General features: G+C 67.6%; 22 protein-coding genes and 1 tRNA gene. 6 read left to right on the top strand and 17 right to left on the bottom strand.

Going from position 1 to position 24,827, the window contains the following annotated elements; translation table 11 throughout:
• Nucleotide 1: 1 nt before the first annotated feature.
• A complete protein-coding gene (locus V3W46_RS05135) occupies nucleotides 2-670 on the bottom strand; it encodes a hypothetical protein (RefSeq protein ID WP_331782017.1) in 669 nt (222 codons plus the stop codon).
• On the opposite strand from V3W46_RS05135, the gene V3W46_RS05140 reads away from it, so the two are divergent.
• A complete protein-coding gene (locus V3W46_RS05140; protein WP_331782018.1) occupies nucleotides 669-1,088 on the top strand; it encodes a hypothetical protein in 420 nt (139 codons plus the stop codon). The two genes, V3W46_RS05135 and V3W46_RS05140, sit on opposite strands and share 2 nt — an antisense overlap.
• A 51-nt stretch (nucleotides 1,089-1,139) precedes the next feature.
• Here V3W46_RS05140 and V3W46_RS05145 read toward each other — a convergent pair.
• From V3W46_RS05145 to rplU, 10 genes are all read right to left on the bottom strand, one after another.
• Nucleotides 1,140-1,215, bottom strand: a tRNA-Ala gene (locus tag V3W46_RS05145).
• Nucleotides 1,216-1,354: 139 nt separating this feature from the next.
• Nucleotides 1,355-1,717, bottom strand: a complete 363-nt coding sequence (rsfS, locus tag V3W46_RS05150) for a ribosome silencing factor (RefSeq protein WP_331782019.1) — start codon at nucleotides 1,715-1,717, stop codon at nucleotides 1,355-1,357.
• A 32-nt stretch (nucleotides 1,718-1,749) separates the two neighbouring features.
• Nucleotides 1,750-3,042, bottom strand: a complete 1,293-nt coding sequence (locus V3W46_RS05155) for a hypothetical protein (RefSeq protein ID WP_331782020.1) — start codon at nucleotides 3,040-3,042, stop codon at nucleotides 1,750-1,752.
• On the bottom strand, nucleotides 3,039-3,659 hold the full coding sequence (nadD, locus tag V3W46_RS05160) for a nicotinate-nucleotide adenylyltransferase (protein WP_331782021.1): 621 nt from the start codon (nucleotides 3,657-3,659) through the stop codon (nucleotides 3,039-3,041). The genes V3W46_RS05155 and nadD overlap by 4 nt, the downstream gene beginning before the upstream one ends.
• A 105-nt stretch (nucleotides 3,660-3,764) precedes the next feature.
• A complete protein-coding gene (locus tag V3W46_RS05165; RefSeq protein WP_331782022.1) occupies nucleotides 3,765-3,989 on the bottom strand; it encodes a hypothetical protein in 225 nt (74 codons plus the stop codon).
• 125 nt (nucleotides 3,990-4,114) lie between these two features.
• The gene (locus V3W46_RS05170; RefSeq protein ID WP_331782023.1) at nucleotides 4,115-5,395 is read right to left on the bottom strand and encodes a glutamate-5-semialdehyde dehydrogenase; all 1,281 of its coding nucleotides are present in this window, start codon (nucleotides 5,393-5,395) and stop codon (nucleotides 4,115-4,117) included.
• Nucleotides 5,396-5,428: 33 nt separating this feature from the next.
• Nucleotides 5,429-6,235 (bottom strand): glutamate 5-kinase, encoded by an 807-nt coding sequence (gene proB, locus V3W46_RS05175; RefSeq protein ID WP_331782024.1) that lies wholly within the window; start codon nucleotides 6,233-6,235, stop codon nucleotides 5,429-5,431.
• Nucleotides 6,232-7,866 (bottom strand): GTPase ObgE, encoded by a 1,635-nt coding sequence (gene obgE, locus V3W46_RS05180; RefSeq protein WP_331782025.1) that lies wholly within the window; start codon nucleotides 7,864-7,866, stop codon nucleotides 6,232-6,234. The genes proB and obgE overlap by 4 nt, the downstream gene beginning before the upstream one ends.
• Before the next feature lie 83 nt (nucleotides 7,867-7,949).
• Entirely contained in the window at nucleotides 7,950-8,231 is a 282-nt protein-coding gene (gene rpmA / locus V3W46_RS05185) for a 50S ribosomal protein L27 (protein WP_331782026.1), read from the bottom strand.
• A gap of 16 nt (nucleotides 8,232-8,247) precedes the next feature.
• Nucleotides 8,248-8,556, bottom strand: coding sequence for a 50S ribosomal protein L21 (rplU, locus tag V3W46_RS05190; RefSeq protein WP_331782027.1), 309 nt, complete (start codon nucleotides 8,554-8,556; stop codon nucleotides 8,248-8,250).
• 217 nt (nucleotides 8,557-8,773) lie between these two features.
• Between rplU and V3W46_RS05195 the strand changes: the two genes are divergently transcribed.
• Complete coding sequence (locus V3W46_RS05195) at nucleotides 8,774-9,058, top strand: DUF4031 domain-containing protein (RefSeq protein ID WP_331782028.1); 285 nt, start codon at nucleotides 8,774-8,776, stop codon at nucleotides 9,056-9,058.
• Between the two features lie 12 nt (nucleotides 9,059-9,070).
• Here V3W46_RS05195 and V3W46_RS05200 read toward each other — a convergent pair whose 3' ends face one another.
• Complete coding sequence (locus V3W46_RS05200) at nucleotides 9,071-12,139, bottom strand: Rne/Rng family ribonuclease (protein WP_331782029.1); 3,069 nt, start codon at nucleotides 12,137-12,139, stop codon at nucleotides 9,071-9,073.
• Between the two features lie 313 nt (nucleotides 12,140-12,452).
• Here V3W46_RS05200 and V3W46_RS05205 point away from each other — a divergent pair, with 313 nt between their 5' ends.
• Nucleotides 12,453-13,121, top strand: coding sequence for a vitamin K epoxide reductase family protein (locus V3W46_RS05205; protein WP_331782030.1), 669 nt, complete (start codon nucleotides 12,453-12,455; stop codon nucleotides 13,119-13,121).
• Nucleotides 13,122-13,164: 43 nt separating this feature from the next.
• Nucleotides 13,165-13,845: a hypothetical protein gene (locus tag V3W46_RS05210; protein ID WP_331782031.1), complete on the top strand. Its 681-nt coding sequence runs from the start codon at nucleotides 13,165-13,167 to the stop codon at nucleotides 13,843-13,845.
• Nucleotides 13,846-13,884: 39 nt separating this feature from the next.
• Here the strand turns inward: V3W46_RS05210 and ndk are convergent, their stop codons facing one another.
• From ndk to ileS, 4 genes are read right to left on the bottom strand one after another with little or no spacing between them, the layout of a single operon-like run.
• A complete protein-coding gene (ndk, locus tag V3W46_RS05215; RefSeq protein ID WP_331782032.1) occupies nucleotides 13,885-14,307 on the bottom strand; it encodes a nucleoside-diphosphate kinase in 423 nt (140 codons plus the stop codon).
• A gap of 44 nt (nucleotides 14,308-14,351) precedes the next feature.
• Nucleotides 14,352-14,831, bottom strand: a complete 480-nt coding sequence (locus V3W46_RS05220; protein ID WP_331782033.1) for a DUF4233 domain-containing protein — start codon at nucleotides 14,829-14,831, stop codon at nucleotides 14,352-14,354.
• Nucleotides 14,828-16,459, bottom strand: a complete 1,632-nt coding sequence (locus V3W46_RS05225; RefSeq protein WP_331782034.1) for a bifunctional folylpolyglutamate synthase/dihydrofolate synthase — start codon at nucleotides 16,457-16,459, stop codon at nucleotides 14,828-14,830. Before V3W46_RS05225 ends, V3W46_RS05220 begins: the two co-directional genes overlap by 4 nt.
• Nucleotides 16,452-19,883: an isoleucine--tRNA ligase gene (gene ileS / locus V3W46_RS05230; RefSeq protein WP_331782035.1), complete on the bottom strand. Its 3,432-nt coding sequence runs from the start codon at nucleotides 19,881-19,883 to the stop codon at nucleotides 16,452-16,454. The genes V3W46_RS05225 and ileS overlap by 8 nt, the downstream gene beginning before the upstream one ends.
• A 275-nt stretch (nucleotides 19,884-20,158) precedes the next feature.
• Here ileS and V3W46_RS05235 point away from each other — a divergent pair, with 275 nt between their 5' ends.
• The gene (locus V3W46_RS05235; RefSeq protein ID WP_331782036.1) at nucleotides 20,159-20,764 is read left to right on the top strand and encodes a TetR/AcrR family transcriptional regulator; all 606 of its coding nucleotides are present in this window, start codon (nucleotides 20,159-20,161) and stop codon (nucleotides 20,762-20,764) included.
• Between the two features lie 148 nt (nucleotides 20,765-20,912).
• Here V3W46_RS05235 and V3W46_RS05240 read toward each other — a convergent pair whose 3' ends face one another.
• Nucleotides 20,913-22,358 carry a helix-turn-helix domain-containing protein gene (locus V3W46_RS05240; RefSeq protein ID WP_331782037.1) on the bottom strand — a complete coding sequence of 482 codons (1,446 nt, stop codon included), beginning with the start codon at nucleotides 22,356-22,358 and terminating at the stop codon, nucleotides 20,913-20,915.
• Nucleotides 22,359-22,502: 144 nt separating this feature from the next.
• Here V3W46_RS05240 and V3W46_RS05245 point away from each other — a divergent pair, with 144 nt between their 5' ends.
• On the top strand, nucleotides 22,503-24,419 hold the full coding sequence (locus V3W46_RS05245) for a phosphoenolpyruvate carboxykinase (GTP) (protein WP_331782038.1): 1,917 nt from the start codon (nucleotides 22,503-22,505) through the stop codon (nucleotides 24,417-24,419).
• Nucleotides 24,420-24,827 lie beyond the last annotated feature (408 nt).

The following is a 24,827-nucleotide window of genomic DNA, read 5'->3' on the forward strand; positions in this document are numbered from 1 at the left end:
CCTAGCGAGCGCCATCCGGCACCATCACGGCGGGCTGGATCTCTGCCCCGCGGCCTGCAACCGGCCGGAAGAGTCGAACCGCGATTGCCACGTATGCCGCCAAGAGCATCAGATCTCCAACGCTCTCGATCACCGAGATGCCCGTTACTGTGCCGATGACCTGTACCGGGTTCCATGCGATGAGGAAGACGGCCGCCCAGACCGGAATCAGGCGGCTTCTGAGCGCCGCGATGCCCATCAGCACCACTCCGATGAACTGGAACGCGATCGCCAGCACGGTCGCGAGAGAGACGACACCGGAATCGATGTACGCCTGTGCGGTCGCTGCGCTCCCTGTCTGCGACGCAGCCAAGAGCACGACGTCGTTTCCGAGACTGTAGGTGAAGAGAAGGGAGCCGAGAAAGAGGAGTGCGGTGCCGATTCCCGCGAGAGGTCTAATGGATGCCTGCAGCGCGCGACCGGCGAACACAGCGGCAGGAACCAACAGGATGATCGCGAGATCCAGCCACGCCGCGGCCTGCGCCGCAGCGGGGTGGGCAAGAATCGCCCCTACGCTCTGCTGGGCGGATGCAGCCTCACCCACCGGCGAGACAAAAGACCAGATCAGATCGCCGAGCGGACCGGCAACCAGGCAGATCGCCGCGATGACATTGACGAGATTTCTGTACATGAGTCCTCCAGGTAGGATCGCCGAGTGCGGTCACACCACGATCATCTCGGCCACGATCAGCCCGAATACAGGGGCAGCGGTCCCGTCATGGCGGGACACAAAGAACCGTTCCCGGCTCCAGCTATCCGGCAACCCTGAAAGCCCTCCCGGCGGCCACCCGCAAGGGGCCCACTACCGGCTCCATTACGACGTCGTCGACACATTCGGCAAACTCACCCTGTGCTGTGCCGGAACACTCCACCACCTCGGCGTCGGACACGAACACGCCCGAACACCCGTCATGATCCTCGCAACCGAACACGACGTCACCATCGCCCACCAAAGCATCGGCGAGATCCTCGGCACCTACACAATCCAGCGCGACACAAACTACTGGCGCGACCAAAAAAAGAAGCCCGGCCGATGGCCGAGCTCCTAACTTTCAACAACGACGCGACTCATCTGACAACAATCTCGCGACTCATCACAATGGTGGAGCTGAGGGGATTCGAACCCCTGACCCCCTGCATGCCATGCAGGTGCGCTACCAACTGCGCCACAGCCCCGTAAACGGTATTCAGTTGTGTGTTGTGCCGCCCTCGGCCGATTCATCTCGGCTCCAAACAACTTGCCTAGACTACTACACGCCGACGCGTTCTGAGAAACCGAAGCAGCCTCAGGGCCGGGATGCCGCGCAGCGCCGTCTCAGACCGAGACGGTCAACGGCACGACCGGGCAGTCTTTCCAGAGCCGCTCGAGCGAGTAGTACATGCGGTCTTCTTCGTGGAACACGTGCACCACGACGTCGCCGAAGTCGAGCAGCACCCAGCGGCCCTCAGCGAGCCCCTCGCGCCGCAGCAGCGGGGCGCCGGCCAACGAGAGCTTCTCGATGATCTCTTCGGCGATGGCGCGAACCAGGGGCTCATTACGGCCGGAGGCGAGCAGGAAGACATCGGTCAGGGGCAGCGGGCCGGAGACGTCGAGAGCGACGAGATTTTCGGCCTGCTTTGCATCGGCCGCGACAGCGGCGATCTGGGTTAGTTCGAGGGAACGGGGAGAAGCAGTCACAGAAAGAGGGTCACCTGACGTGGTCGGTTGATTCAGAAGATACGGAAGACGAAGGCAGCGAGCAGCAGGCCGACGACACCGACGGCGAGCACCCCTGCGGTCACCGCGAGGATGAGCGGAGCATTGGCGCCGCGCCGTTTGGGCGGAGCGACAAGTCCTGAGCTGGGGCCGTGCGTGCTGATCGCACGCGTGGCACTGACCGGGGCGACGTCAGAACCGACTTCGCTCTCGGGGTCGAGAAAGGCGTCGAGTTCTGACGACTCGAGCCCGTCGGCCGGGGCGGCGCCGGTGGAGCCGAGGCTCATCGGCAGGTCGATCGACCCCGTGATGATGACCTCGCCGGTCTCGTCGAGGGCCGTTCCGACGTCTCCGTGGTTCGGCACCGACGGCAGCACGAGGGCGCTCGTCGAAGTGACGCTGTTCGACGACCCGACACCGCGCGTGGCGAGGAGGTCGTCGAAGCTGGCCGGGGCGAGGTCGTTCGGGGTGATACTGGCGGTCGTGGCTTCGCGGCCGGGCGCGGGCGCCTGGAACAGCGGCGCCAGCACCGGCGCACTGGGCGTCTCGTCGATCGTCACGATGTGCACCGGCTCGGGAGCAGGCGTGTCGTCGATCTCGGCGAGCTCGTCTTCTTCTTCGGCCAGCAGCTCGGGCGCGACGTCGTCGATCACCATCAGCTCTTCGACCATCGGCTCGGCGTCGACGACCTGGTCGGCATCGTCGTCGGCAGCGTCGGCGTCGTGCACCACATCGGCGTGGTCGTTCGGCTCGTCGACGGTCAGAACGTCGTGCTCGACGGGCTCGTCGGGCATGATCTCGGCGATGACGGGCCCGGTCGCGTCGACGGGCGCCTGCTCGTCGACCGGGTCAGCAGAACCGGCGACACCTGCAGCTCCGGCAGTGACGGTGCCCGCGTCGTTCTGTTCGGCCAGCGGATGATCGGCAGAGAGCGCACGCCTGGCCCTCCTGCTCAGAATGGGCGCGGGTGCCACACTCTGCGACTCGATCACCGGTTCAGCCTCGACGGGGTCGACGTGCTCGACGACGACCGTTTCTGCCTCGACGGGTTCGGCCTCGACAGGCGCAGCCTCGGCAACGGCAGCCTCGACGGCACTCTCACCGGCCGGGGCGGCCACGGCGCGCGCAGCGTCGGCCTCGAACGCGGCGCGCTCGGCAGCAGCTCGGGCCGCTTCGTCGGCGCGACGCTTGGCCTCGGCCTCTTCGGCTGCCTTGGCTTCTTCTTTTTGCTGCTTTCGCGGCTTCTGACGCTCGAGGTCACGGAGCTGGCGCCTGGTCAGCGGCTGCTCGTCGTGAGGCACAGTCATTCAACACTCCGATATAGGTGATGCTTGGTGATGTACTGAACTACACCGTCGGGTACCAAGTACCACACTGGGAATCCCCGGCCTACCCGCCCGCGACAGTCAGTAGACGAGATCGCGAGAGCCGGAACTTCCAAATAGCTTACGTCTTGTCGCGGTAAAGCGGAAATAGCGAGGGTGTGGCCGGGTCGTGAGACGGCGACGAAGTGGGCGAGCGACCAGAGTTCGGGCGAGTCCTTCCAGCCGAGGATCTGCGCGATGGCGTCGGCGCCCGAGATGAAGAAGAGGTCGGCGTCGGGATTCGCTGCCTGCAGGTCGCGCAGGGTGTCGACCGTGTAGGTGGGCCCGCCCCGGTCGATGTCGACCCGGCTCACCGTGAACCGCGGATTCGAGGCCGTGGCGATGACGGTCATCAGGTACCGGTGTTCGGCCTCGGTGACGTCGGTCTTCTGCCAGGGCTGACCGGTCGGAACGAACACCACCCGGTCGAGCTCGAAGAACTGGGCGACCTCGCTGGCGGCGACGAGGTGGCCGTGGTGAATCGGGTCGAACGTTCCGCCCATGATGCCGATGCGGGCACGCCGCTTCTCGCCGGTGACGGGCGGCGCGAGGGCCGTCACCGTTCCCGGCCTCTCGCCATGACCTTCAGTGCGTCGGCCGCTGCAGGGCACACGAGCGCAGCCGGTTTCGGCAGGAACGTTCGGAGCACGGGAGGCCCGGTTCGCCTAGTGGTCGGCGCCCGTTCGGTCACCGTGACCGTGAAGGTCGTGGGTCTGTGCGAACTCGGCAGACTTCTTCGGGTGGCGGTTCGCCACGTCGCGGTAGCTCCACATGACGAAGCCGAAGGTCAAGAACAGCACGAAGGCGATGAGCCCGAAGAAGAACCCCGGGAACGGAAGCTGGTTGACAACCTCATCGGCCAGCACAATCGCACTCGTCGTCACAGACATTCATTCTCCTGGTGGTCTCGTCGGCTGTTCATGCCGTCACCCCGAGTCTATCGGTTTTGCGTCAGCCCCGGATCTGGCACTGCCCCGGTGTGGCTAGCCCTGAATCTGGCACGGCCCCGGTGTGGCTAGCCCCGGATCTGACCCGACCCGCGCACCAGCCATTTCGTGCTGGTCAGCTCGGGCAACCCCATCGGGCCGCGGGCGTGCAGCTTCTGCGTCGAGATGCCCACCTCGGCTCCGAACCCGAACTCGCCGCCGTCGGTGAACCGTGTGGAGGCGTTCACCATCACAGCTGCCGAATCGACCTCGTTGAGAAACCGTTCGGCGTTGCCGAGGTCGTTCGTGATGATCGACTCGGTGTGGTGGGTCGAGTAGGTGCGGATGTGCTGCATCGCCTCGTCGATGTCGGCCACGACCCTGACCGCGAGGTCGAGGCTCATGTACTCGGTCTGCCAGTCTTCTTCGGTCGCGGGCACGGCGTCGGCGAAGATCGCGCGCGTCTCGTCGTCGGCGTGGATGCTCACCCCCGACTCGCGCAGCTTCGCCAGCACCCCCGGCAGCAGACGCTCGGCCGCACCGCGGTGCACGAGCAACGTCTCGAGGGCGTTGCAGACGCTCGGCCGCTGCACCTTTGCGTTGTGCACGATGTCGATGGCCCACTGTTCGTTCGCGCTCTCGTCGAGGAACACGTGCACGACCCCGTCGCCCGTCTCGATCACGGGCACCTTCGACTCGGTGACGACGGTGCTGATGAGGCTTGCGCTGCCGCGCGGGATGAGCACGTCGACCAGCCCGCGGGCCCGCATCAGTTCGCGTGCACCCTCGCGCCCGAACTCGTCGATGGTCTGAACGCAGTCGGCCGGCAGGCCGACGGAGGCCAGGGCATCCTGAATCAGCGCGACCAGCACCCCGTTGGTGTTCTCGGCCGCCGAACCGCCCCGCAGCACGACGGCGTTGCCGCTCTTCAGGGCGAGTGCTGCGATGTCGACGGTCACGTTCGGGCGCGCCTCGTAGATGACGCCCACCACGCCGAACGGAACACGCACCTGGTCGATGCGCACACCGTTGGGCAGCACTCGGCCGCGCACGCTCTCGCCCACCGGGTCGACGAGGCCGACGATCTCGCGCACGGCGCCCGCGAGCGACGTCAGGCGCGCCGCGCTGAGCGCGAGACGGTCTTGCAGCGCGGTCGAGAGGCCGTTCTCACGGCCGTTCGCCAGGTCGAGCTCGTTGGCGGGCAGAATGCGGTCGGCCCCGCCCTCGACGGCGGCCGCGATGGCCTCGAGCGCGGCGTTCTTCTGGTCGGCGGTGGCCGTGGCCAGCGTGATCGAGGCGGCGCGGGCGGCGACCAGCTTCTCGTTCAGCGTGCGGGCGGTCGTCGGGGCGTCGAGAATCGTTTGCGACATACCCCGAGTTTAGCCGCGGCCGGGCCGGTTTCGTCAGGCGCCGGCGGGTTCGAAGAACGTACCGATCGGATGCCCGGCGAGCGCCTCGCTCACCAGAACCGCGCTCGTCACGAGCACGGCCGTTCCCGCGTCGGCGGCGAGGCGGGCCGCCGACACCTTCGTGGCCGCTCCCCCGGTTCCCACGCCCGCGGCGCCGATGTCGCCGAAGGTCACGTCGGCGAGCAGATCGCCGACCGGAACGTCGACGATCTTGACCGCGCCCGGCTGCTGCGGCGGCTTCGTGTAGAGCGCGTCGACGTCAGAGAGCAGCACGAGCAGGTCGGCTTTGACGAGGATCGACACGAGCGCGGCGAGACGGTCGTTGTCGCCGAACCTGATCTCCTGCGTCGCGACGGTGTCGTTCTCGTTCACGATAGGCAGGATGCGCAGGCCGAGCAGCCGCTCCATGGCGCGCTGGGCGTTGCTGCGGTGGCTCGGGTTCTCGAGGTCGCCCGCGGTGAGCAGCACCTGGCCGGCGACGATGTTGTAGCGGTCGAGGCTGTCTTGGTAGCGGTAGATGAGCACGTTCTGGCCGACGGCCGCCGCGGCCTGCTGGGTCGCCAGGTCGGTGGGTCGGGCATCCAGCTGCAGATAGGGCATGCCGGTGGCGATGGCGCCCGACGAGACGAGGATGACCTCGGCGCCGCGGGCGTGGGCATCGGCCAGGGCGGTCACCAAGGGGCCGATCTGGCCGGCGTTCTCGCCGCTGATCGACGACGACCCGACCTTGACGACGATGCGGCCCGCCGTCGCGATCTGCTCGCGCGTGAGGGTGTGCTCGCGGGTGCGGCCTGCGGTCACGCCTTCTCTCCATCGGAGTGCGCGTCGCCGCGGTGCTCGTCGCCGCCGCGTGAGCCGCCGACTCGGGCATCGGCGACCTCGGCATCGATGGCGCCGTCGAGGCCGTCGTAGTCGGGCTCAGTGAGACCGTCGGCCTCGTCGCCCCAGAGCCCGGCCTCCTTCTCGCGGACGAGTTCGGCGCGGGCGGCGGCCTTGGCATCCATCAGCTCCACGTAGCGCTGGCGACGGGTCTGGTTGGTGCGGCGTTCGTTCGGGGCGAGGCGCGGGTCGGTGCCGCGTGGCGCGGTGACCAGCTCGGCCGTCGAGGTGAGGGTGGGCTCCCAATCGAAGATGATGCCGTTGCCGGCACCGATGACCACGGTCGAACCGGCGACCGCGCCCGACCGGAACAGCTCGTCTTCGACGCCCAGCTTGGCCAGGCGGTCGGCGAGGAAGCCGATGGCCTCTTCGTTCGTGAAGTCGGTCTGCGCGACCCAGCGCTCGGGCTTCGAGCCGAGGATGCGGTAGACGTTGCCGAACGAACCACCCTCGATTTTGACCGAGAAGTCGACCTCGTCGACGGCCTTCGGGCGGATGACGATGCGCGGCGCGGCGGCGACCTCTGCAGCCTCGGCGCGGCTCTTCTCGACGACCTCGGCCAGCGCGAACGACAACGGGTTGAGACCCTCGTGACTCACGGTCGAGATCTCGAACACGCGGTAGCCGCGCGACTCGAGGTCGGGGCGCACGAAGTCGGCCAGCTCGCGGCCCTCGGGCACGTCGATCTTGTTCAGGGCGATGAGCTGGGGGCGATCGAGCAGCGGAACCTGGCCGTCGGGCACAGGGTAGGCGGCGAGTTCGCCGAGAATCACGTCGAGGTCGCTCAGCGGGTCACGGCCGGGCTCGAGCGTGGCGCAGTCGAGCACGTGCAGCAGCGCACTGCAGCGTTCGACGTGACGCAGGAATTCGAGGCCGAGGCCCTTGCCTTCGCTGGCGCCCTCGATGAGGCCTGGCACGTCGGCGATGGTGTAGCGCGTCTCGCCGGCCTGCACGACGCCGAGGTTGGGGTGCAGGGTGGTGAACGGGTAGTCGGCGATCTTCGGCTTCGCTGCCGACAGGGCCGCGACCAGGCTCGACTTGCCCGCAGACGGGTAGCCGACCAGCGCGACGTCGGCCACGGTCTTCAGCTCGAGGTAGACGTCGCCCTCCCAGCCGGGGGTGCCGAGCAGCGCGAACCCCGGGGCCTTGCGCTTGCTCGAGGCGAGGGCGGCGTTGCCGAGCCCGCCCTGTCCGCCGGCGGCGACGACGACACGGATGCCCGGCTCGACCATGTCGGCCAGCACGTTGCCCTCGGCGTCTTTCACCACGGTGCCCACCGGAACGCTCAGCTCGAGCTCGTCGCTCGAGAACCCGTTGCGGAAGTCGCCCATGCCGGGCCCGCCGTTCTCGCTGGTGCGGTGCGGGCGGCGGTGGAAGTCGAGGATCGTGGTGGTGTGGGCGTCGCTGACGAGAACGATGTCACCACCGTTGCCGCCGTTGCCGCCGTCGGGGCCGGCGAGCGGCTTGAACTTCTCGCGCTTGATCGAGACACAGCCGTTGCCGCCGTTGCCTGCGTTCAGATGGAGGGTCACCTGGTCAACAAACGTTGCCATTTGCGCTCCTTACGAGAAGATTTGATTTTCAAACAAAACAGGGGCGGACCGAAGCCCGCCCCTGTTCAAACAAGAGATACCTGCTAGGCGGAAACCGCGACGTTCTCTGCAGCAACCGGAACAACGATGTTGATGACCTTGCGGCCACCCTTGTTGCCGAACTCGACCGAGCCCGCAGCGAGCGCGAACAGCGTGTCGTCGCCGCCACGGCCGACGTTGACGCCGGGGTGGAAGTGGGTGCCACGCTGGCGGACGATGATCTCGCCGGCGGAGACGACCTGGCCGCCGAAGCGCTTCACGCCGAGGCGCTGCGCGTTGGAGTCACGACCGTTGCGAGTGGAACTCGCGCCTTTTTTGTGTGCCATGAGTTTCTACCTGCCCTTACTTGATCGTGGTGACCTTGACACGAGTCAGCTCCTGGCGGTGGCCCTGGCGCTTCTTGTATCCGGTCTTGTTCTTGAACTTCTGGATGACGATCTTCGGGCCGCGGAGGTCTTCGAGAACCTCGGCGGTCACCGTGACGCCCGACAGGGTCTCGGAATCCGACGTGATCTTGTCACCGTCGACCAGCAACACGGCTGCCAGCTGGATGTTGCCGTCTTTGTCGGCCTTCTGGCGGTCGAGGGTCACGATGGTGCCGACCTCTACCTTTTCTTGCCGACCACCGGCGCGCACAACTGCGTAAACCACTTCACGTACCTATTCTCTGAGGGTTGCATATGCCCAGCGGGCGAATGCCACAATACCCCTGTAAATCAGGAGCAAAAAATGTCTGGCGAGAGCGCGGGCGAAGCCAAGCGCGCACCAACGGTCTACTTTAGCCTGTGAATCAGGCCCGGTCAAACGCAGACGGGCCTGGTGCGGCTCGACACGCCGCCCGCCGACAATACATTCGTAAACTGAACGGATGACCGTGCTGATCGATGTGCCCCGCTGGCCGGCGCACAACACCCTCTGGTCGCACCTGGTGAGCGACAGCTCGCTCGACGAACTGCACGCATTCGCGGCCGGAATGGGAATTCCGAAGCGCGGTTTCGACCTCGACCACTACGACGTTCCCCTCGAACGGTACGACGAACTGGTCGCCGCCGGGGCGCACCCGGCCACCATGCGCGAGATCGTGCTGGCGCTGCGCACCAGCGGCCTGCGGGTGGCGGCACGCGACCGTGCCGGCCACAACCGCCGCGCCTGACGACCCGAACGCCTACTCGGAGGGCGGCACGACCGGAGCACTCAGCGCGGCCGTCGAGACGCGGCGGCTGCGTGAGCGGCCCTGGCCGGGCTGCTTCGGTTCGGGCAGATGTTCGAGCACCGAGTCGAGCAACCGGTCGGCGTCGACACGCTTCTGGCGAGGGGCCGTCTGCGGTGCGGCGGGCAGGTCGAGCAGCGGCAGGTCGAGGTGCGTCTCGACGACCGATTTGATGGCCGGTTCAGCTGTGATGGCCGGTTCGGCACTCTGCGCGCCCTCGGGCTGCGGCGTGGTGGCGACGGCCGGCTGCTCGACCACGGCGGGCGGCGTCGCGGCGGGCAGGTCGACGGACGCCGAGGCCGCGGCCGGCTCGACTGCCGACGTGGTCGACTCCGCGCCGGCGTTGCCATCGTCGAGCACTGTCGGCGCCTCGACCTCGGCCGGCGACGCTTCTGCGGTCAGCGCGTCGGCCGGGGCAGCCTCGGCGGCAGCGTTGGCCGCCGCCCGCTGGCTGCGCGAACGGCGCGAGTTTCGGCGCGAGCGGCCCGACGCGGGCTGGTCGCCCTGGCCCAGGATCTGCTGACCCTCGGCGCGGTCGTCGTCCGAGGCGGGCGCTGAGCCGCCGGCAGGGGCGGTGGATGCCACGGCCGCTGTCTCGGCGACCGGCGAGCCCGAGGCATCCGCCCCGCCCGCCTTCGCGGCCTCGGCAGCCATCGTCGAACCAGCCGACGCGGCCGGCTTCTGACCGTTGGCCGCGGCGATGGTGCTCGCTGCGATCTGCGCGAGAGCATTCTGCGCGGCGGGAGTGATGCTGTGCGTCACGCCGTTGGTGTGCGACGAACCGTTCGACCCCGAACCGTTGCCGCCGTTGCCGTTGCCCGACCCGTTCGACGAACCGTTGCCGCCGCCGTTGCCGCCGTTGCCGCCGTTGCCGCCCTTGCCGCGCGAACGGCGGTCGGGCTGCGGGGTCTGCACCTGCGTGCGGTGCTTGCTGGCGGGGTCGTGATGGATGACCACGCCACGACCGGCGCACACCTCACAGGGTTCGCTGAACGACTCGAGCAGCCCGAGGCCCAGCTTCTTGCGGGTCATCTGCACGAGCCCGAGCGAGGTGACCTCGGCCACCTGGTGCTTGGTGCGGTCACGACTGAGGCACTCGACGAGCCGGCGCAGCACGAGGTCGCGGTTCGACTCGAGCACCATGTCGATGAAGTCGACCACGATGATTCCGCCGATGTCGCGCAGGCGCATCTGGCGCACGACCTCGTCGGCCGCCTCGAGGTTGTTCTTGGTCACGGTCTCTTCGAGGTTGCCGCCAGAGCCGACGAACTTGCCGGTGTTGACGTCGACCACGGTCATGGCCTCGGTGCGGTCGATGACCAGCGAGCCGCCCGAGGGCAGCCACACCTTGCGGTCGAGCGCCTTCTCGATCTGCTCGCTGATGCGGAACTCGTCGAAGATGTCTTTCTCGCCCTCGAAGACCTCGATGCGGTCGACCAGGTCGGGCGCTACCTGCGCCAGGTAGCCCTCGATGGTGCCCCTCGCGTCGTCACCGCTGATGACCAGCTTGTGGAAGTCTTCGTTGAAGACGTCGCGAATGATCTTGATGAGCAGGTCGGGCTCGCCGTGCAGCAGGGCGGGTGCCTGCAGCGACGCCACGTTGTCGCTGATCGCGGCCCACTGGCTGATCAGGCGGTTGACGTCGAGCGTGAGCTGCTCTTCGGTGGCGCCCTCGGCAGCGGTGCGCACGATGACGCCCACCTTCTCGGGCAGCACCTCTTTGAGGATGCGTTTGAGGCGCGAACGCTCGGTGTCGGGCAGCTTGCGGCTGATGCCGTTCATGTTGCCGTTCGGAACGTACACGAGGTAGCGGCCGGGCAGCGACACCTGGCTGGTGAGGCGCGCGCCCTTGTGGCCGACCGGGTCTTTCGTGACCTGCACGAGAACGGTGTCGCCGGGCTTCAGCGCCAGCTCGATGCGGCGGGGCTGGTTGCCGGTGTCGGCGGCATCCCAGTCGACCTCGCCCGAGTAGAGCACAGCGTTGCGGCCGCGCCCGATGTCGACGAACGCCGCCTCCATGCTCGGCAGCACGTTCTGCACACGCCCGAGATACACGTTGCCGATCAGCGACGCCTCCGCGGCCTTCGCCACGTAGTGCTCGACCAGCACGCCGTCTTCGAGCACGCCGATCTGGATGCGGTCGTGGCTCGACCGCACGATCATCGCGCGGTCGACCGACTCGCGGCGGGCCAGAAACTCGGCCTCGGTGATGACGGGGCGGCGGCGGCCGGCGTCGCGGCCGTCGCGGCGACGCTGCTTCTTGGCCTCGAGGCGGGTCGAACCCTTGACCCGCTGCGGCTCGGTGATGAGCTCGGGCGCCGCGGCCTGGCGGGGCTGGCGCACCTTGACGACGGTGTTCGGCGGAACGTCGTCTGGCAGACGGCTCTCCTCGCCGCTGCGGCGGCGGGTGCGGCGGCGAACGGTGTCGGCCGGGCGGTTGCCGTAGGGCTCCGACCGGTCATCGTCGTCGTCGTCGTTCTGGTCGTAGTCGTCGAAGTCGCGCGCACGGGGCGGCAGCGGCTGGATGTCGGGGGCCTGGAAGAGCAGCGACGTCGTGGTGCGGGGGGCGGCAGCCGAGGCGGGCGCGTCGGCCAGCGCCGGGGTCTGGCTGATGTCGGGCTCGAGCCAGGGTTCGGCCTGGTCTTTCGAGGCCTCGATGGTCGTCTCGTCGTCGGGCGGATTGGAATCGTGGAAATCTGACACAGGGGCCTTCACATCTGTCGGGGCAGACGGCACCGCGGCGGCGGCCTCGTCGGCGGCACCGGCGCCGGCGTGCGCCGGGCCCTGCTGCGACCAGGCGCCGGGGCGCTGTTCTGCTGTCGGTGCGAGCGCAGCGGCGGAGCTCGCCGTCGCTGAGCCGCCGGAACGAGACACGGCGGAGTCGTTCGAGGCGGGGTCTACGGCAGCCGAGGCCGCAGGAGCTACGCTCTCTGCCGCCTTTCGCGCTGCTTTGCGCCCGCCGAACAATCTCGACCGTCTTCTGACCGGTGGCTCGTGCTCACTATTGATACTGTCTTCCACCATTGCTGGTGCACTCCTTGCCCTGGCGTGGCAACCGCGCCGCCTGCCGGGGTACTCTCTCGTGCGAGACCACGCCTGCGCGCACCTCGCAAATCCTTCACGTTCTCGGCCGGCCCTGTAGCGCCGTGCGGCACTGGCTCTGGTCGATCATCCGTGTACTTCTGTAACTCGTGCCCCCCGGAACGTGCTAACGACCCCGGTCAGGCCCGAAAAGCTTTTTCTGCTGCCGGCCCGGGCGCGGCCCGGTCGACATGCTCCTATTATCGCATGCATTCCCAGATTGCCGCTCGAAGTGCTGTGCGATAATCCGACAGTGATGTCAGACGCGCCCCCGAACACACCCCTCGATGAGGGTGAAGACGGCGTGGTCGAGTCGTCTGCCGAGACGCCCACGACACGCCGCCCGCTGGCGTTCGCCGTCTTCCTGGTCATCGCCGGCCTGGTCGGGTTCGGCGCCTCGTTCGCCCTCACGCTCGAGAAGATCGAGACGCTGATCAACCCCAGCTATGTGCCTTCGTGCAACATCTCGGTGCTGGTCAGCTGCGGGCCCAACATGGCCAGCTGGCAGGGCTCGCTGTTCGGTTTTCCGAACCCGCTGATCGGGGTCGCCAGCTTCGCGATCGTGGTGGCGGTGGGCGTCTCGATGCTCGCCGGCGCCCGCTTCGCGCGGTGGTACTGGATGCTCTTCAACCTCGGCATCGTGCTGGCGCTGGTGTTCGTGATCTGGCTGATCAGCCAGAGCATCTTCGTGCTGGGCACGCTCTGCCCGTACTGCATGGTCGTCTGGGTCGTGGTGATCGCGCTGTTCTGGTACGTCACGGTGTTCAACCTGAAGGAGGGCAACATTCCGGTGCCCGAGGGCGTGCGCAGCGTCGCCGCCCTGTTCTACCCGTTCCTCTGGCTGCTCGTTCTGGTGTCGTACCTGATCGTGTTCGTGATCGCGCAGCTGCGCCTCGACGTCATCCAGTCGCTCATCAACAGCTGACCGATGCTCTGACGATTCGTCACTTATTCGCTAGACTGCGAGAGTGCCCGATCACTCTACGAACTGTGCTGCGGCCGATGCCGACCCGCGACAAGAGGCTCCGGCGCGTGAGTACGCGCTGGGCGACGAAGTGCAAACCAGATCCGGGCGTCACGATCTCACACCCCGATCGGGAGTCGTGCGTGAACGGATCTGGCACTATCGGCGGGGCGAATATTGCTATTACCTCTTGTGCGGAGCCAGACACGTCAGTCGACGCTACTTTGCCAGTGAAATCGAACCCGCCACCCACGTTCGAGCGTTCGTCGATACCGTACGAGCGTTCGATCGCGTTGCGGCTATGACGCTCGAACAACTGGTTGAACGATATGGGCGACCTGATGTTGAATACCGATTTGCCGGGCATCCAGTTTCGAAGTGGAACGACCTCGAAGTGCTTACGGTGGATGGAACTGTGCAGAGTCTGCTTCTGGAATCGCAAACAGTACCCACGCATGAGCGACGGCTGCCCGCATCGCGAGTACTGCGCGACGCGCGGTTGAACTGGATGGAATCGTTGAAATCCCGAGCCGATCACATCGCTCTGGGCGAGCAATCGGGTCGCTCATTCGATGTCGAAGATTCGGCAGAGTTTCTTCGGCTCGCCTTCCACAGCGGATTTTTCGTCGGGTTCGGCGACGGTGTTACGGTGTGCGGCTGGCGCAAGCGAGATGACCGCAGCTGAGCATCCGCCACCCGACGGGCGCGGATGCCCAGCGATGGGTCAGTCGAACCAGAGGGCCAGCTCGCGGGCGGCCGACTCGGGCGAGTCGCTGCCGTGCACGAGGTTCTGCTGCACTGCGAGGCCCCAGTCACGGCCGAGGTCGCCGCGGATGGTGCCGGGCGCAGCGGCGGTCGGGTCGGTGGCGCCGGCGAGCGAGCGGAAGCCGGCGATGACGCTGTTGCCGGCGACGCGGGCGGCGACGACGGGGCCCGACTCCATGAACTCGACGAGGGGCTCGTAGAACGGCTTGCCCTCGTGTTCGGCATAGTGCTCGGCGAGCAGTGAGCGCTCGGGCACGAACAGCTTCAGGTCGACGAGCTGGTACCCCTTCTTCTCGATGCGGCCGAGAATCTCGCCGATGAGGTTGCGGGCGACGCCGTCGGGCTTGATCAGTACGAGGGTTTCTTCAACAGAGGTGGGCACGGTTCACTCTTTCTGGTGGTGGCTGGGGAGATGACGCGGAGTGGCTAGTGGGTGGGTGAGGAGGGGATGTCGGGGTCGTCGGCGACCGCGGCCTGCGCGGCGGCAAGAGCCCTGTTGTCGCGGTCGATGCGCGCTCCGCGGATCATACAGAACGCCCACATCGCGCCGAACGGAACCGACACGAAGAACACCTCGGGAATGAAGAAGCCGACGACGAAGATGAAGGCCTGCAGCACCCAGCCAATCACAAATCCGGCCCGGTAGCGAAGCAGCGGGATGACCGCCAGCAGCAGCACGCAGAGCACCGCTCCCCCGCCGAGCGCGACGAGCGGCGGCAGCTTGTGCAGGCCGAACACGACGAGCGCGGCCAGACCGACGATGATCAGTTCGAAGCCGAGCACGATGGAGCCGAGGCTCTCCTGCACCGAGCGCTGCCGGCGCACCCGCGGTGCGCGCGGGGGCCGCGCGTTGCGGCCCCGGCCGGGCGACGCAGGCTGCGCCGGCCGGGCGGGCTGGTCGTTCACGGCTTCCATTCCTCCTCGGTGGCGAGGCTGATCATCTCGCCGACCAGAGTGATCGAACCGGTGACGAGCACCGCGCCCTGCTCCGACTCGGCGGCGGAGTCGCGGGCGACACGGGCGGCCTCGCGCGGGTCGAGCTCGACGATCACGCGATCGGCCCCGGCGACCCCGACCACGAGGCTGGCGAGCTCATCGGCGTTCGTCGCGCGATCTGACGACGACTGGGTCACCACGAACTCGGCCACGACGGGGTCGAGGGCGCGAATGATGCCTTCGGCGTCTTTGTCGTCGAGGATGCTGACCACCGCCACGACCTTGTCGAACGAGAAGTACTCCTTGACGGCGGCGGCGAGGGCCTGCGCTCCGCCCGGGTTGTGTGCGGCATCCACCAGCACCGTCGGCTCGGTGCCGATCAGCTGCAGGCGCCCGGGTGAGGTGACCGTGGCGAACGCCTCGACGAGCACGTCTTCGACGATGGCGGTCGCGCCGCCGCCGAGGAATGACTCGACCGCTGCGACCGCAACCGCGGCGTTCTGAGCCTGATGGTCGCCGTACAGCGGCAGGAAGAGGTCGGTGTAGGTGCCGGCGATGCCCTTGATCGACACCACCTGGCCGCCGACCGCGACGCTCGTCGACAGCACCTGGAAGTCGGCGTCTTGGGTGATGAAGGTCGATTCGGTGAGCTCGGCGGCACGCTTCAGCTCGGCGAGCGCCTCGGGCTGCTGCCGGGCGCTGACGACCTGCGCGGCCGGCTTGATGATGCCCGACTTGGTGCGGGCGATCTCGGCGACCGTGTTGCCGAGCCGGGCGGTGTGGTCGAGCGAGATGGGCGTGAACACTGCGACCTGGCCGTCGGCGACGTTGGTCGAATCCCACTCGCCGCCCATGCCCACCTCGATCACCGCAACATCGACGGGCGCATCGGCGAAGGCCGCGAAGGCCAGCACGGTGAGGGCCTCGAAGAATGTGAGGCGGGGTTCGCCGGCAGCGGTCAGCTGGGCATCCACGATCTCGAGAAAGGGCGAGATGTCGGCCCAGTTGGCGGCGAGCGCCTCGTTCGAGATGGGCCGGCCGTCGATGACGAAGCGCTCGTTCAGGCGCTCGAGGTGGGGGCTGGTGAAGAGCCCGGTGCGCAGGCCGTACGCACGCAGAATGCTCTCGACGATGCGGCTGGTGCTGGTCTTGCCGTTGGTTCCGGTGAGGTGGATGATCGGGTACGCCCGGTGCGGATCACCCAGCAGCTCGACCGCCTGCCGGGTGGCGGCCAGGCGCGGCTGCGGCTCGGCTTCACCGTGCCGCTCGAGCAGCTCGGCGTAGACCCGGTCGCCGGCCTCGACGAACTCGTCGGGCAGGTCGAGCTCGCCGTCGCGCCCGTCGCCGCCCTCGCCGGCCGGGCCGCCGACGACGAGCTGGCCGTCGTACGCCTCGGCCAGCTCGAACTCGTCGGCGTCGTCATCGTCATCGTCGTCGTCGCCACCGAAGATGTCGCCGTCATCGTCGACCTCGCTGCGGTCGCGCGTGCTCGTGTCGCGGTGCACCCCGTCGCCGGGGTCGTCGCCGTAACCTGCACCGGTGCCGATCGGCTCATCGTACAGTTCGTCGTCGCCGTCGCCGGCACCGCGATCAGACATGCGTCACTCCTTCTGGGCGGCTGACCGCGACGACGAACACGTCGGCGTTGGCGTACCGCTCCTTCTCCACGCGAGCGTAGTGTTCGGGGGCTGTCGCCACCACACCGCCGAGCCATTCGGAGGGCAGGACATCCCGTTTCGATTCGAGGTCGGGCACGTCGCGAGGCGAGTGCACCGCGAACACCGTCGCGAGGGTCTCGGCGTCGATCGCCACGGCGTCACCGGCCGCCCCCACGACGGCGGAGCGCACGGCTGCCGCGTCGTCGTCAGAGAAAAAGACCAGGTCGAGCGTGATGCGGTCGCTCACGTCGAAGCCGGCCGACTTACGAGTCTCCTGCACGGCACGGATGACATCGCGGGCGAGCCCCTCGGCCTCGAGCGCGGGTGTGGTCGTGGTGTCGAGCAGCACGAAGCCGCCGCCGGCCAGCAGTGCGAGGGCCTGGTCGTCGCCCTCACCGCTCGTCTCGAGCACGAGGTCGTATTCGGCCGGTTCCAGCTCGACTCCGCCGGCGGTGACGACGCCGTTCTCTTCGAACCACTGCCCCTCGCGGGCGGCCTTGATGACCTGCTGCACCCCCCTGCCGAGCCGGGGGCCCGCGGCACGCGCGTTCACCGTGAGCTTCGACGTGATGCCGAAGTCGACCGCGCTGGTCGGCCCCTGCTCGACGAACGTGACCGTCTTCACGTTCAGCTCTTCGCGCAGGATGTACTCGAAGCGCGCGAGTGCCTCGACGTTCGAGGTGACGACCGTGAGGTTCGACAGGGGCAAGCGCACGCGCTTGCCACTCGACTTGCGCAGCGAGAGGGCCGCGCCGCTGATGGCGCGGATCTGATCCATCGTGTGTACGAGGGCCGGGTCGGCCGGAAAGTCGTTCTCGTTCGGCCAGTCTTCGAGGTGCACGCTGCGGCCGCCGGTGAGGCCCTGCCAGATGGTCTCACCGACCAGCGGGAGGAGCGGAGCGGCGACACGCGTCACCGTCTCGAGCACGGTGTACAGCGTGTCGAAGGCGGCCGTGTCGGTGCCCGACCAGAACCGGTCGCGCGACCTCCGTACGTACCAGTTCGTCAGAACATCGCCGAAGTCGCGCAGTTTCGCTGCCGCGAGGGTCGAGTCGAGGGCATCCAGGTCGCCGGCGACGTCACGGATGAGCTCGCGCGTCTTGGCGAGCAGATACCGGTCGAGCACATCGGTCGAGGCCGTCGACCATCTGGCCTCGTACCCGTCGGGGTGCTCGGGGCTCGTCGCGGCGTTGGCGTACAGGGTGAAGAAGTAGTACGTGTTCCAGAGCGGCAGGATGAACTGCCGAACCGCCTCGCGAATACCCTCCTCTGTGACGATGAGGTTGCCGCCCCGCAGCACGGGTGAGGCCATGAGGAACCACCGCATCGCATCCGACCCGTCGCGGTCGAGCACCTCGTTCACATCCGGATAGTTGCGCAGGCTCTTCGACATCTTCTGCCCGTCGCTGCCGAGCACGATGCCGTGGCTGATCACATTCGTGAACGCCGGGCGGTCGAACAGCGCGGTCGAGAGCACGTGTAAGAGGTAGAACCAGCCGCGGGTCTGCCCGATGTACTCCACGATGAAGTCGGCCGGGCTGTGTTCGTCGAACCACTCACGGTTCTCGAACGGGTAGTGCACCTGGGCGAACGGCATCGAGCCCGAGTCGAACCACACGTCGAGCACGTCTTCGATGCGGCGCATCGTCGACCGGCCCGTCGGGTCGTCGGGGTTGGGGCGGGTCAGTTCGTCAATGTACGGGCGGTGCAGGTCGGTCGGGCGCACGCCGAAGTCGCGCTCGAGTTCGTCGAGTGAACCGTAGACGTCGATGCGCGGGTACGCCGGGTCGTCGCTCTTCCACACCGGAATCGGCGAACCCCAGTAACGGTTGCGCGAGATCGACCAGTCGCGGGCGTTGCCGATCCACTTGCCGAACTGCCCCTCTTTGACGTTCTCGGGCACCCATTCGATCTGCTGGTTGAGCTCCTCCATGCGGTCTCGAAACTCGGTGACCCGCACGAACCAGCTCGACACGGCGCGGTAGATCAGCGGGTTGCGGCAGCGCCAGCAGTGCGGGTACGAGTGCTCGTAGCTGGCCTGGCGGATGAGCCGGCCGTCGGCCTTGAGCATCTGCGTGAGCGGGCGGTTGGCCTCGAAGACCTGCTGGCCTGCGACCTCGGCGATGTTCGGCAGAAAGCGGGCGCCCTCGTCGACCGAGATGATCACGGGGATGCCGGCGCGCTCGCAGACCTTCTGGTCTTCTTCGCCGTAGGCCGGAGCCTGGTGCACGATTCCGGTGCCCTCGCCGGTGGCGACGTAGTCGGCGACCAGGATCTGCCAGGCGTTCTCGGTGCCGTACTTCTCGGTGTCGGCGTAGTAGTCCCAGAGGCGGGCGTAGTTCACACCCTCCAGCTCGCGACCGACGACCGTGCGCGAGACGGCTGCCCGGGCATCCTCGGCCGAGTCGTAGCCGAGGTCTTTGGCGTAGGCGCCCACGAGGTCTGCGGCGAGCAGGTACTCGGCCCCGAGAACCTCGGTGGCGCTGGCAACTGGATGCCCGTCGTCGCCCTCGCGCTGAACCTCGGCGTCGAGCGTGCCGTTGGGGCCCGAGGGCACCACGGCGTACGTGATGTCGGGGCCGACCGCGAGCGCGAGGTTGGTCGGCAGGGTCCACGGGGTGGTTGTCCAGGCGAGCGCGCGCACGGCGGTCAGCCCCAGCGCCTCGGCCTTCGTGCCGATCAGCGGGAACGTCACCGTGACGGTCTGGTCTTGGCGCATCTTGTAGACGTCGTCGTCCATGCGCAGCTCGTGGTTCGACAGCGGCGTCTCGTCGTGCCAGCAGTACGGCAGCACGCGGAAGCCCTCGTAGGCGAGCCCCTTGTCCCAGAGCTGCTTGAACGCCCAGACGACGCTCTCCATGTAGGTGATGTCGAGCGTCTTGTAGTCGTTCTCGAAGTCGACCCAGCGAGCCTGGCGGGTGACGTACTCCTCCCACTCCTTCGAGTACTGCATGACCGAGGCGCGGGCGGCGGCGTTGAACGTGCCGATACCCATCTCTTCGATCTCGCTCTTCTCGGTGATGCCGAGCTGGCGCATCGCCTCGAGTTCGGCCGGCAGGCCGTGGGTGTCCCAGCCGAACCGACGCTCGACGAGCTTGCCGCGCATGGTCTGGTAGCGCGGAAAGAGGTCTTTGGCATAGCCGGTCAGCAGGTGGCCGTAGTGCGGCAGCCCGTTCGCGAACGGCGGCCCGTCGTAGAACACCCACTCGTCGGCGCCCTCGCGGTTTGCGATCGATGCGCGAAAGGTGTCGTCACGCTTCCAGAAGGCGAGCACGCGCTCTTCGAGCTCGGGAAACCTCGGGGAGGGCACGATGCCGAACGCGGCGCCGTTCTCGGCCGTCGGGTTGGTCTTGGGGTAACTCATTCTTCTCCTGGAGGGCTGACGCTGCCTGTTCCACGAGGACGCCCCGTGCGTCTGACGACACACCGCGGCGCGGTACCACCCCGCTTGCGTGCAACTCTCGCCGCACGCCGCTCGTTCTTTGGCTGTGACGGGCCAGGCCCGGCCGGTTCTACTTGGTCACGCCTCGCGGTGCGGCCGTTCTTCCGGCGACTCCCCGGTGATGGCCGGCTCATAGTCGTTGCTCCAATCGTACACGCGTGCGGCCGCCGCTGACCGCGGGTGAATACACTGGGCGCATGGCCGAACAACCAGTCAGGGCGGGGCGCGGCCGGCCCCGGGCATCCTCTCGCGAGCTGCTCGAAGACGCGGCCTTCGAGCTCTTTCTCGAGAACACCTATGCCAAGACCACGATCGACCAGATCGCGCAGCGGGCCGGGGTGGGGCGTTCGACCTTCTTCAACTACTTCCAGGGCAAGAGCGACGTGTTCTGGGTCGACGTCGACGGCGCCGCCGGTGAGCTGAGCGATGCGCTCGGGGCCGCGGCTCAGGATGCGCAACCGCTGCAGGCGCTCGGCGACGCCCTGGCATCCGTCGCCCGTGGCTTCGGCCCCTCGCGGGTGCCCTGGATTCTGACGCAGTACCCCCTCATCGGGCCTGCCCTCGAGGTGCAGGCGTCGGCGCTCGCCCGGTTCACGCAGTGGGCGGGCATTCTCGGCACCTTCGCCGGCGTGCGCCTCGGTCTCGATCCCGCTTCGATGCTGCCACGCTCGATCGCGTACGCCCTCACCGGCGCTGTGGTCGCGGCGGCGCAGGAGTGGGCGGCCGCAGGCCCGGGCCGAGGCACCCTCGACCCCTACGTCGAGGCCGCGATCGCCCCTCTTCTCGCCGGCTACGCCGGTTGACCAGCTCCGCCCCGCCGGTTGAGTAGCTCCGCAGGAGCGTATCGAAACCCCACGCCCCACCCCCCACCTCCGGTTTCGATACGGCGCTGCGCGCCTACTCAACCAGCGACGGCGCTGCGCGCCTACTCAACCAGCGACCGGCGCATGGTCAGGAGGCGGCGTGCGACTCGAGGAACTCGTAGACCTCGCGGTCGTCGACGCCCGGGAACTTGCCCGAGGGCAGGGGCGAGAGCACGTGGGCGTGCAGGCGGGCGCTCGGCCAGGCGCTCGACGACCAGCGGTCGACGAGTTCGCTCGGCGGGCGGCGGCAGCACGACTCGTCGGGGCAGCGTGACAGCGCTCGCTTCTCGGTGTCGCGGCCGCGAAACCACTTGGCGTCGGCGAACGAGGTGCCGAAGCTGATGGAGAACTCGCCGGCAGCGGTGGTGCCGGTCTGCGTGGCGCACCAGAACGTTCCGCTCGGGGTGTCGGTGTACTGGTAAAACTCCGTCGACCGATTCGTTCGGGTGAGGGCGACCCGCGCGGCCCAGTTGCGGCAGACGAACTGTCCTTCGACAGCGCCCGTCACGTCGTGCGGCAGGGGCAGGCCATCGTTCTCGTAGGCCTTCTGAATGGCGCCGTCGTCGGTGAGGCGCAGGAAGTGCACGTCGATGCCGAGGTGCGAGGTGGCCAGGTTGGTCATCCGCAGCGCCGCCGCCTCGTGGGTGACACCGAACGCGTCGCGGAAGTCTTCGACCGACAGGTCGCGCCGCGCCTTCGCCGCCGAGAGGAACTTGACCGAAGCGGTCTGCGGCATCAGCGACGCGGCCGCGAAGTAGTTGATTTCGAGCCGCTGCTGCAGGAACTCGGCGTAGTTCTTCGGCGGCTGGTGGCCGAGCACCCGGTGCGCCATCGCCTGCAACGCCATCGAGCGCAGCCCATGCCCGCCGGGAATGGATGCCGGCGGCAGGTAGATGCGCCCGCTGGCCAGGTCGGTGACCGATCGGGCGGAGTGCGGCAGGTCGTTCACGTGGATGAGGCTGAACCCGAGGTCTTCGGCAAGCAGGCTCACCGTGCGGTGGCTGAGCGCTCCACCCTGGTGACCGACCCGGGCGAGCGTCTGCTCGACGACCTTCTCGAGGTCGGGCAGGTAGTTGTTGCGCTCGCGCATGGTGTCGCGCAGCTCGGTGTTCGCGCGGCGGGCCTCCTCGGGGGTCGCGATCGACTCGGTGGCGCGGCGGATGAGTTCGCGGTGCAGTCCGACGAGCGATTCGAGGGTCTCCTGCGGCAGGTTGCGGCTGGCCGGCACGCGCGGCAGCCCCAGTGACGCATAGAGGTCGCCGCTCTGCGCCCGAGCGAGCTCGATCTCGAGCGCGGTACGGGCATCCGGAGCCTCTTCGCTCAGCAGGTCGGCGAGCGGCACGTCGAGTTCGCTCGACAGCGCCTGCAGCAGCGAGAACTTCGGCTCACGCCGGCCGTTCTCGATGAGCGACAGCTGGCTGCCGACGACCCCCACCCGCTCACCGAGCTGGTCGAGTGTGAGGTCGGCGTTCTTGCGGAAATGACGGATGCGACGACCGAGGGTGATCAGATCGGTCGAGGTGGACGTCGGCATCTTTGCCTCCTGTAAAGAACGGTGAATCTTTCGGGGAACAATTCAAAAATCTAGCGCAATATTGGCGCAAAGTAGAAGAACACCGCGAAATCAGCCCCGAAATCGACACTCTCGACGCCGACACCTCGACTTATAGGAGCAGCCATGAGCATCCTCAAGAGTTCTGTACCAGAACCCCGCACCGCGAAGAAAGCCGCAAAGGCCGCCCTGCGCCTCGTCGACGCCGACGAAACCGCCCCGACCACCACCGCCCCGCTGCGCATCGACGCCGGCATCGCGGCCTGGGTCTTCGACGTCGCCGCGATCACGCAGCCCGATGAGATCGTGTGGTGCGACGGCTCGACGGCCGAGTGGGACCAGCTCACCAAGCTGATGATCTCGCAGGGCACGCTCATCCGGCTCAACCCGGAGTGGCGCCCCAACAGTTTTCTCGCGCGCAGCGACCCGGCCGACGTGGCCCGTGTCGAAGACCGCACGTTCATCTGCTCGGCAGAGGAGATCGACGCCGGCGCCACGAACAACTGGCGCGAGCCGGGGTCGATGAAGGCCGAGCTGCTGCCGCTGTTCGAGGGCAGCATGCGCGGCCGCACCATGTACGTGGTGCCGTTCTCGATGGGCCCCGTGGGCGGTGCGCTGTCGCAGGTGGGCGTTCAGCTCACCGATTCGCCCTACGTCGTGGTCAGCATGGCGCTGATGACGCGCATCGGCACACCGGTGCTGAACCTCATCACCGACGACACCGAGTGGGTGCCCGCGCTGCACAGCGTCGGCTTTCCGCTGATCGACGACGCCGGCAACCGCATCGACGACGTGTCGTGGCCGCACAACCCCAAGAAGTACATCGCCCACTTTCCCGAGACCCGCGAGATCTGGTCGTTCGGCTCGGGCTACGGCGGCAACGCCCTGCTCGGCAAGAAGTGCTTCGCCCTGCGTATCGCCTCGGTGATGGCCCGCGACGAGGGCTGGATGGCCGAGCACATGCTGCTCATCAAGGTCACCTCGCCTGAGCAGCGCGTCTACCACCTCGCGGCCGCCTTCCCGTCGGCGTGCGGCAAGACCAACCTCGCCATGCTGAAGCCCACGATTCCCGGCTGGAAGGTCGAGACCATCGGCGACGACATCGCCTGGATGCGCCCCGGCCCCGACGGCAAACTGCGCGCGATCAACCCTGAGCGCGGGTTCTTCGGCGTCGCCCCCGGCACCGGCATCGTGACCAACCAGACCGCCGTCGACACGATGTGGGGCAACACCATCTTCACCAACGTCGCCCTGCGCGACGACGGAGACGTGTGGTGGGAGGGCCTCACGCCAAACCCGCCCGCGCACCTGCTCGACTGGCAGGGCAACGACTGGACCCCCGACTCGAAGACGCCGGCCGCGCATCCCAACGCGCGCTTCACCGTCACGGCCGACCAGTGCCCGTCGATCGCCGACGAGTGGGACGACCCGGCCGGCGTCGTCATCGACGCCATCATCTTCGGCGGTCGCCGCCCGTCGACCGTTCCGCTCGTCGCCCAGGCGAAGAGCTGGTCGCACGGCGTCTTCGTCGGCGCCACGATGGCCTCGGAGACCACCGCTGCCGCGACCGGTGCCGTCGGCCAGCTGCGCCACGATCCGTTCGCCATGCTGCCCTTCGTCGGCTACAACATGGCCGACTACTTTCAGCACTGGCTCGACATGGGCGAGACGCTGGGTTCGGACGCTCCCCCGATCTTCCAGGTCAACTGGTTCCGCAAAGACGAGAACGGCAAGTTCATGTGGCCCGGCTTCGCCGAGAACTCGCGCGTGGTCGAGTGGATCATCCGTCGCCTCGAGGGTGAGGTCGCCGCCCGGCAGACCCCCATCGGCGGCCTGCCCCTGATGCACGAGTTCAACATCGAGCGCCTCGACGTCACCGAAGACGACCTGCAGACGTTGGTCGGCCTCGATAAGCAGGCCTGGCTCGCCGAGGCCGACGAGACCGAGCAGTACTTCGGCACCCTCGGCGACGACCGGATGCCCGAAGCCCTGTACGCCGAGCTGACCAAGCTGCGCGCGGGCCTGGCCAAACTCCCCGGCTGACCCGCGACGTTGGTCGAGTAGCGGTGCGCAGCGCCGCGTATCGAAACCCTCCGGGCGATCAACACCGGTTTCGATACGGCCCGTTGGTTGAGTAGCGGTGCGCAGCACCGCGTATCGAAACCCTCCGGGCGATCAACACCGGTTTCGATACGGCCCTGCGGGCCTACTCAACCAGCGGTCGGGGTCATCGGGTAGGTTTCGATACGGCCCGTTGGTTGAGTAGCGGTGCGCAGCACCGCGTATCGAAACCCTCCGGGCGATCAACACCGGTTTCGATACGGCCCTGCGGGCCTACTCAACCAGCGGTCGGGGTCATCGGGTAGGTTTCGATACCGCCCGTTGGTTGAGTAGCGGTGCGCAGCGCCGCGTATCGAAACCCTCCGGGCGATCAACACCGGTTTCGATACG

Origin of the sequence: Subtercola sp. YIM 133946 (genome assembly GCF_036553535.1) — a bacterium.
GTDB lineage: Bacteria > Actinomycetota > Actinomycetes > Actinomycetales > Microbacteriaceae > Subtercola.

Coding starts and splice junctions, on each gene's coding strand:
- rpmA (WP_331782026.1), bottom strand. CDS start 8,231: ATGGCACACAAAAAAGGCGCGAGTTCCACTCGCAACGGTCGTGACTCC.
- V3W46_RS05140 (WP_331782018.1), top strand. CDS start 669: ATGAGTCCTCCAGGTAGGATCGCCGAGTGCGGTCACACCACGATCATC.
- V3W46_RS05240 (WP_331782037.1), bottom strand. CDS start 22,358: ATGCCGACGTCCACCTCGACCGATCTGATCACCCTCGGTCGTCGCATC.
- V3W46_RS05245 (WP_331782038.1), top strand. CDS start 22,503: ATGAGCATCCTCAAGAGTTCTGTACCAGAACCCCGCACCGCGAAGAAA.
- V3W46_RS05165 (WP_331782022.1), bottom strand. CDS start 3,989: ATGTCTGTGACGACGAGTGCGATTGTGCTGGCCGATGAGGTTGTCAAC.
- V3W46_RS05155 (WP_331782020.1), bottom strand. CDS start 3,042: ATGACTGTGCCTCACGACGAGCAGCCGCTGACCAGGCGCCAGCTCCGT.
- V3W46_RS05205 (WP_331782030.1), top strand. CDS start 12,453: ATGTCAGACGCGCCCCCGAACACACCCCTCGATGAGGGTGAAGACGGC.
- ileS (WP_331782035.1), bottom strand. CDS start 19,883: ATGAGTTACCCCAAGACCAACCCGACGGCCGAGAACGGCGCCGCGTTC.
- V3W46_RS05195 (WP_331782028.1), top strand. CDS start 8,774: ATGACCGTGCTGATCGATGTGCCCCGCTGGCCGGCGCACAACACCCTC.
- V3W46_RS05170 (WP_331782023.1), bottom strand. CDS start 5,395: ATGTCGCAAACGATTCTCGACGCCCCGACGACCGCCCGCACGCTGAAC.
- V3W46_RS05235 (WP_331782036.1), top strand. CDS start 20,159: ATGGCCGAACAACCAGTCAGGGCGGGGCGCGGCCGGCCCCGGGCATCC.
- V3W46_RS05135 (WP_331782017.1), bottom strand. CDS start 670: ATGTACAGAAATCTCGTCAATGTCATCGCGGCGATCTGCCTGGTTGCC.
- V3W46_RS05225 (WP_331782034.1), bottom strand. CDS start 16,459: ATGTCTGATCGCGGTGCCGGCGACGGCGACGACGAACTGTACGATGAG.
- obgE (WP_331782025.1), bottom strand. CDS start 7,866: ATGGCAACGTTTGTTGACCAGGTGACCCTCCATCTGAACGCAGGCAAC.
- V3W46_RS05200 (WP_331782029.1), bottom strand. CDS start 12,139: ATGGTGGAAGACAGTATCAATAGTGAGCACGAGCCACCGGTCAGAAGA.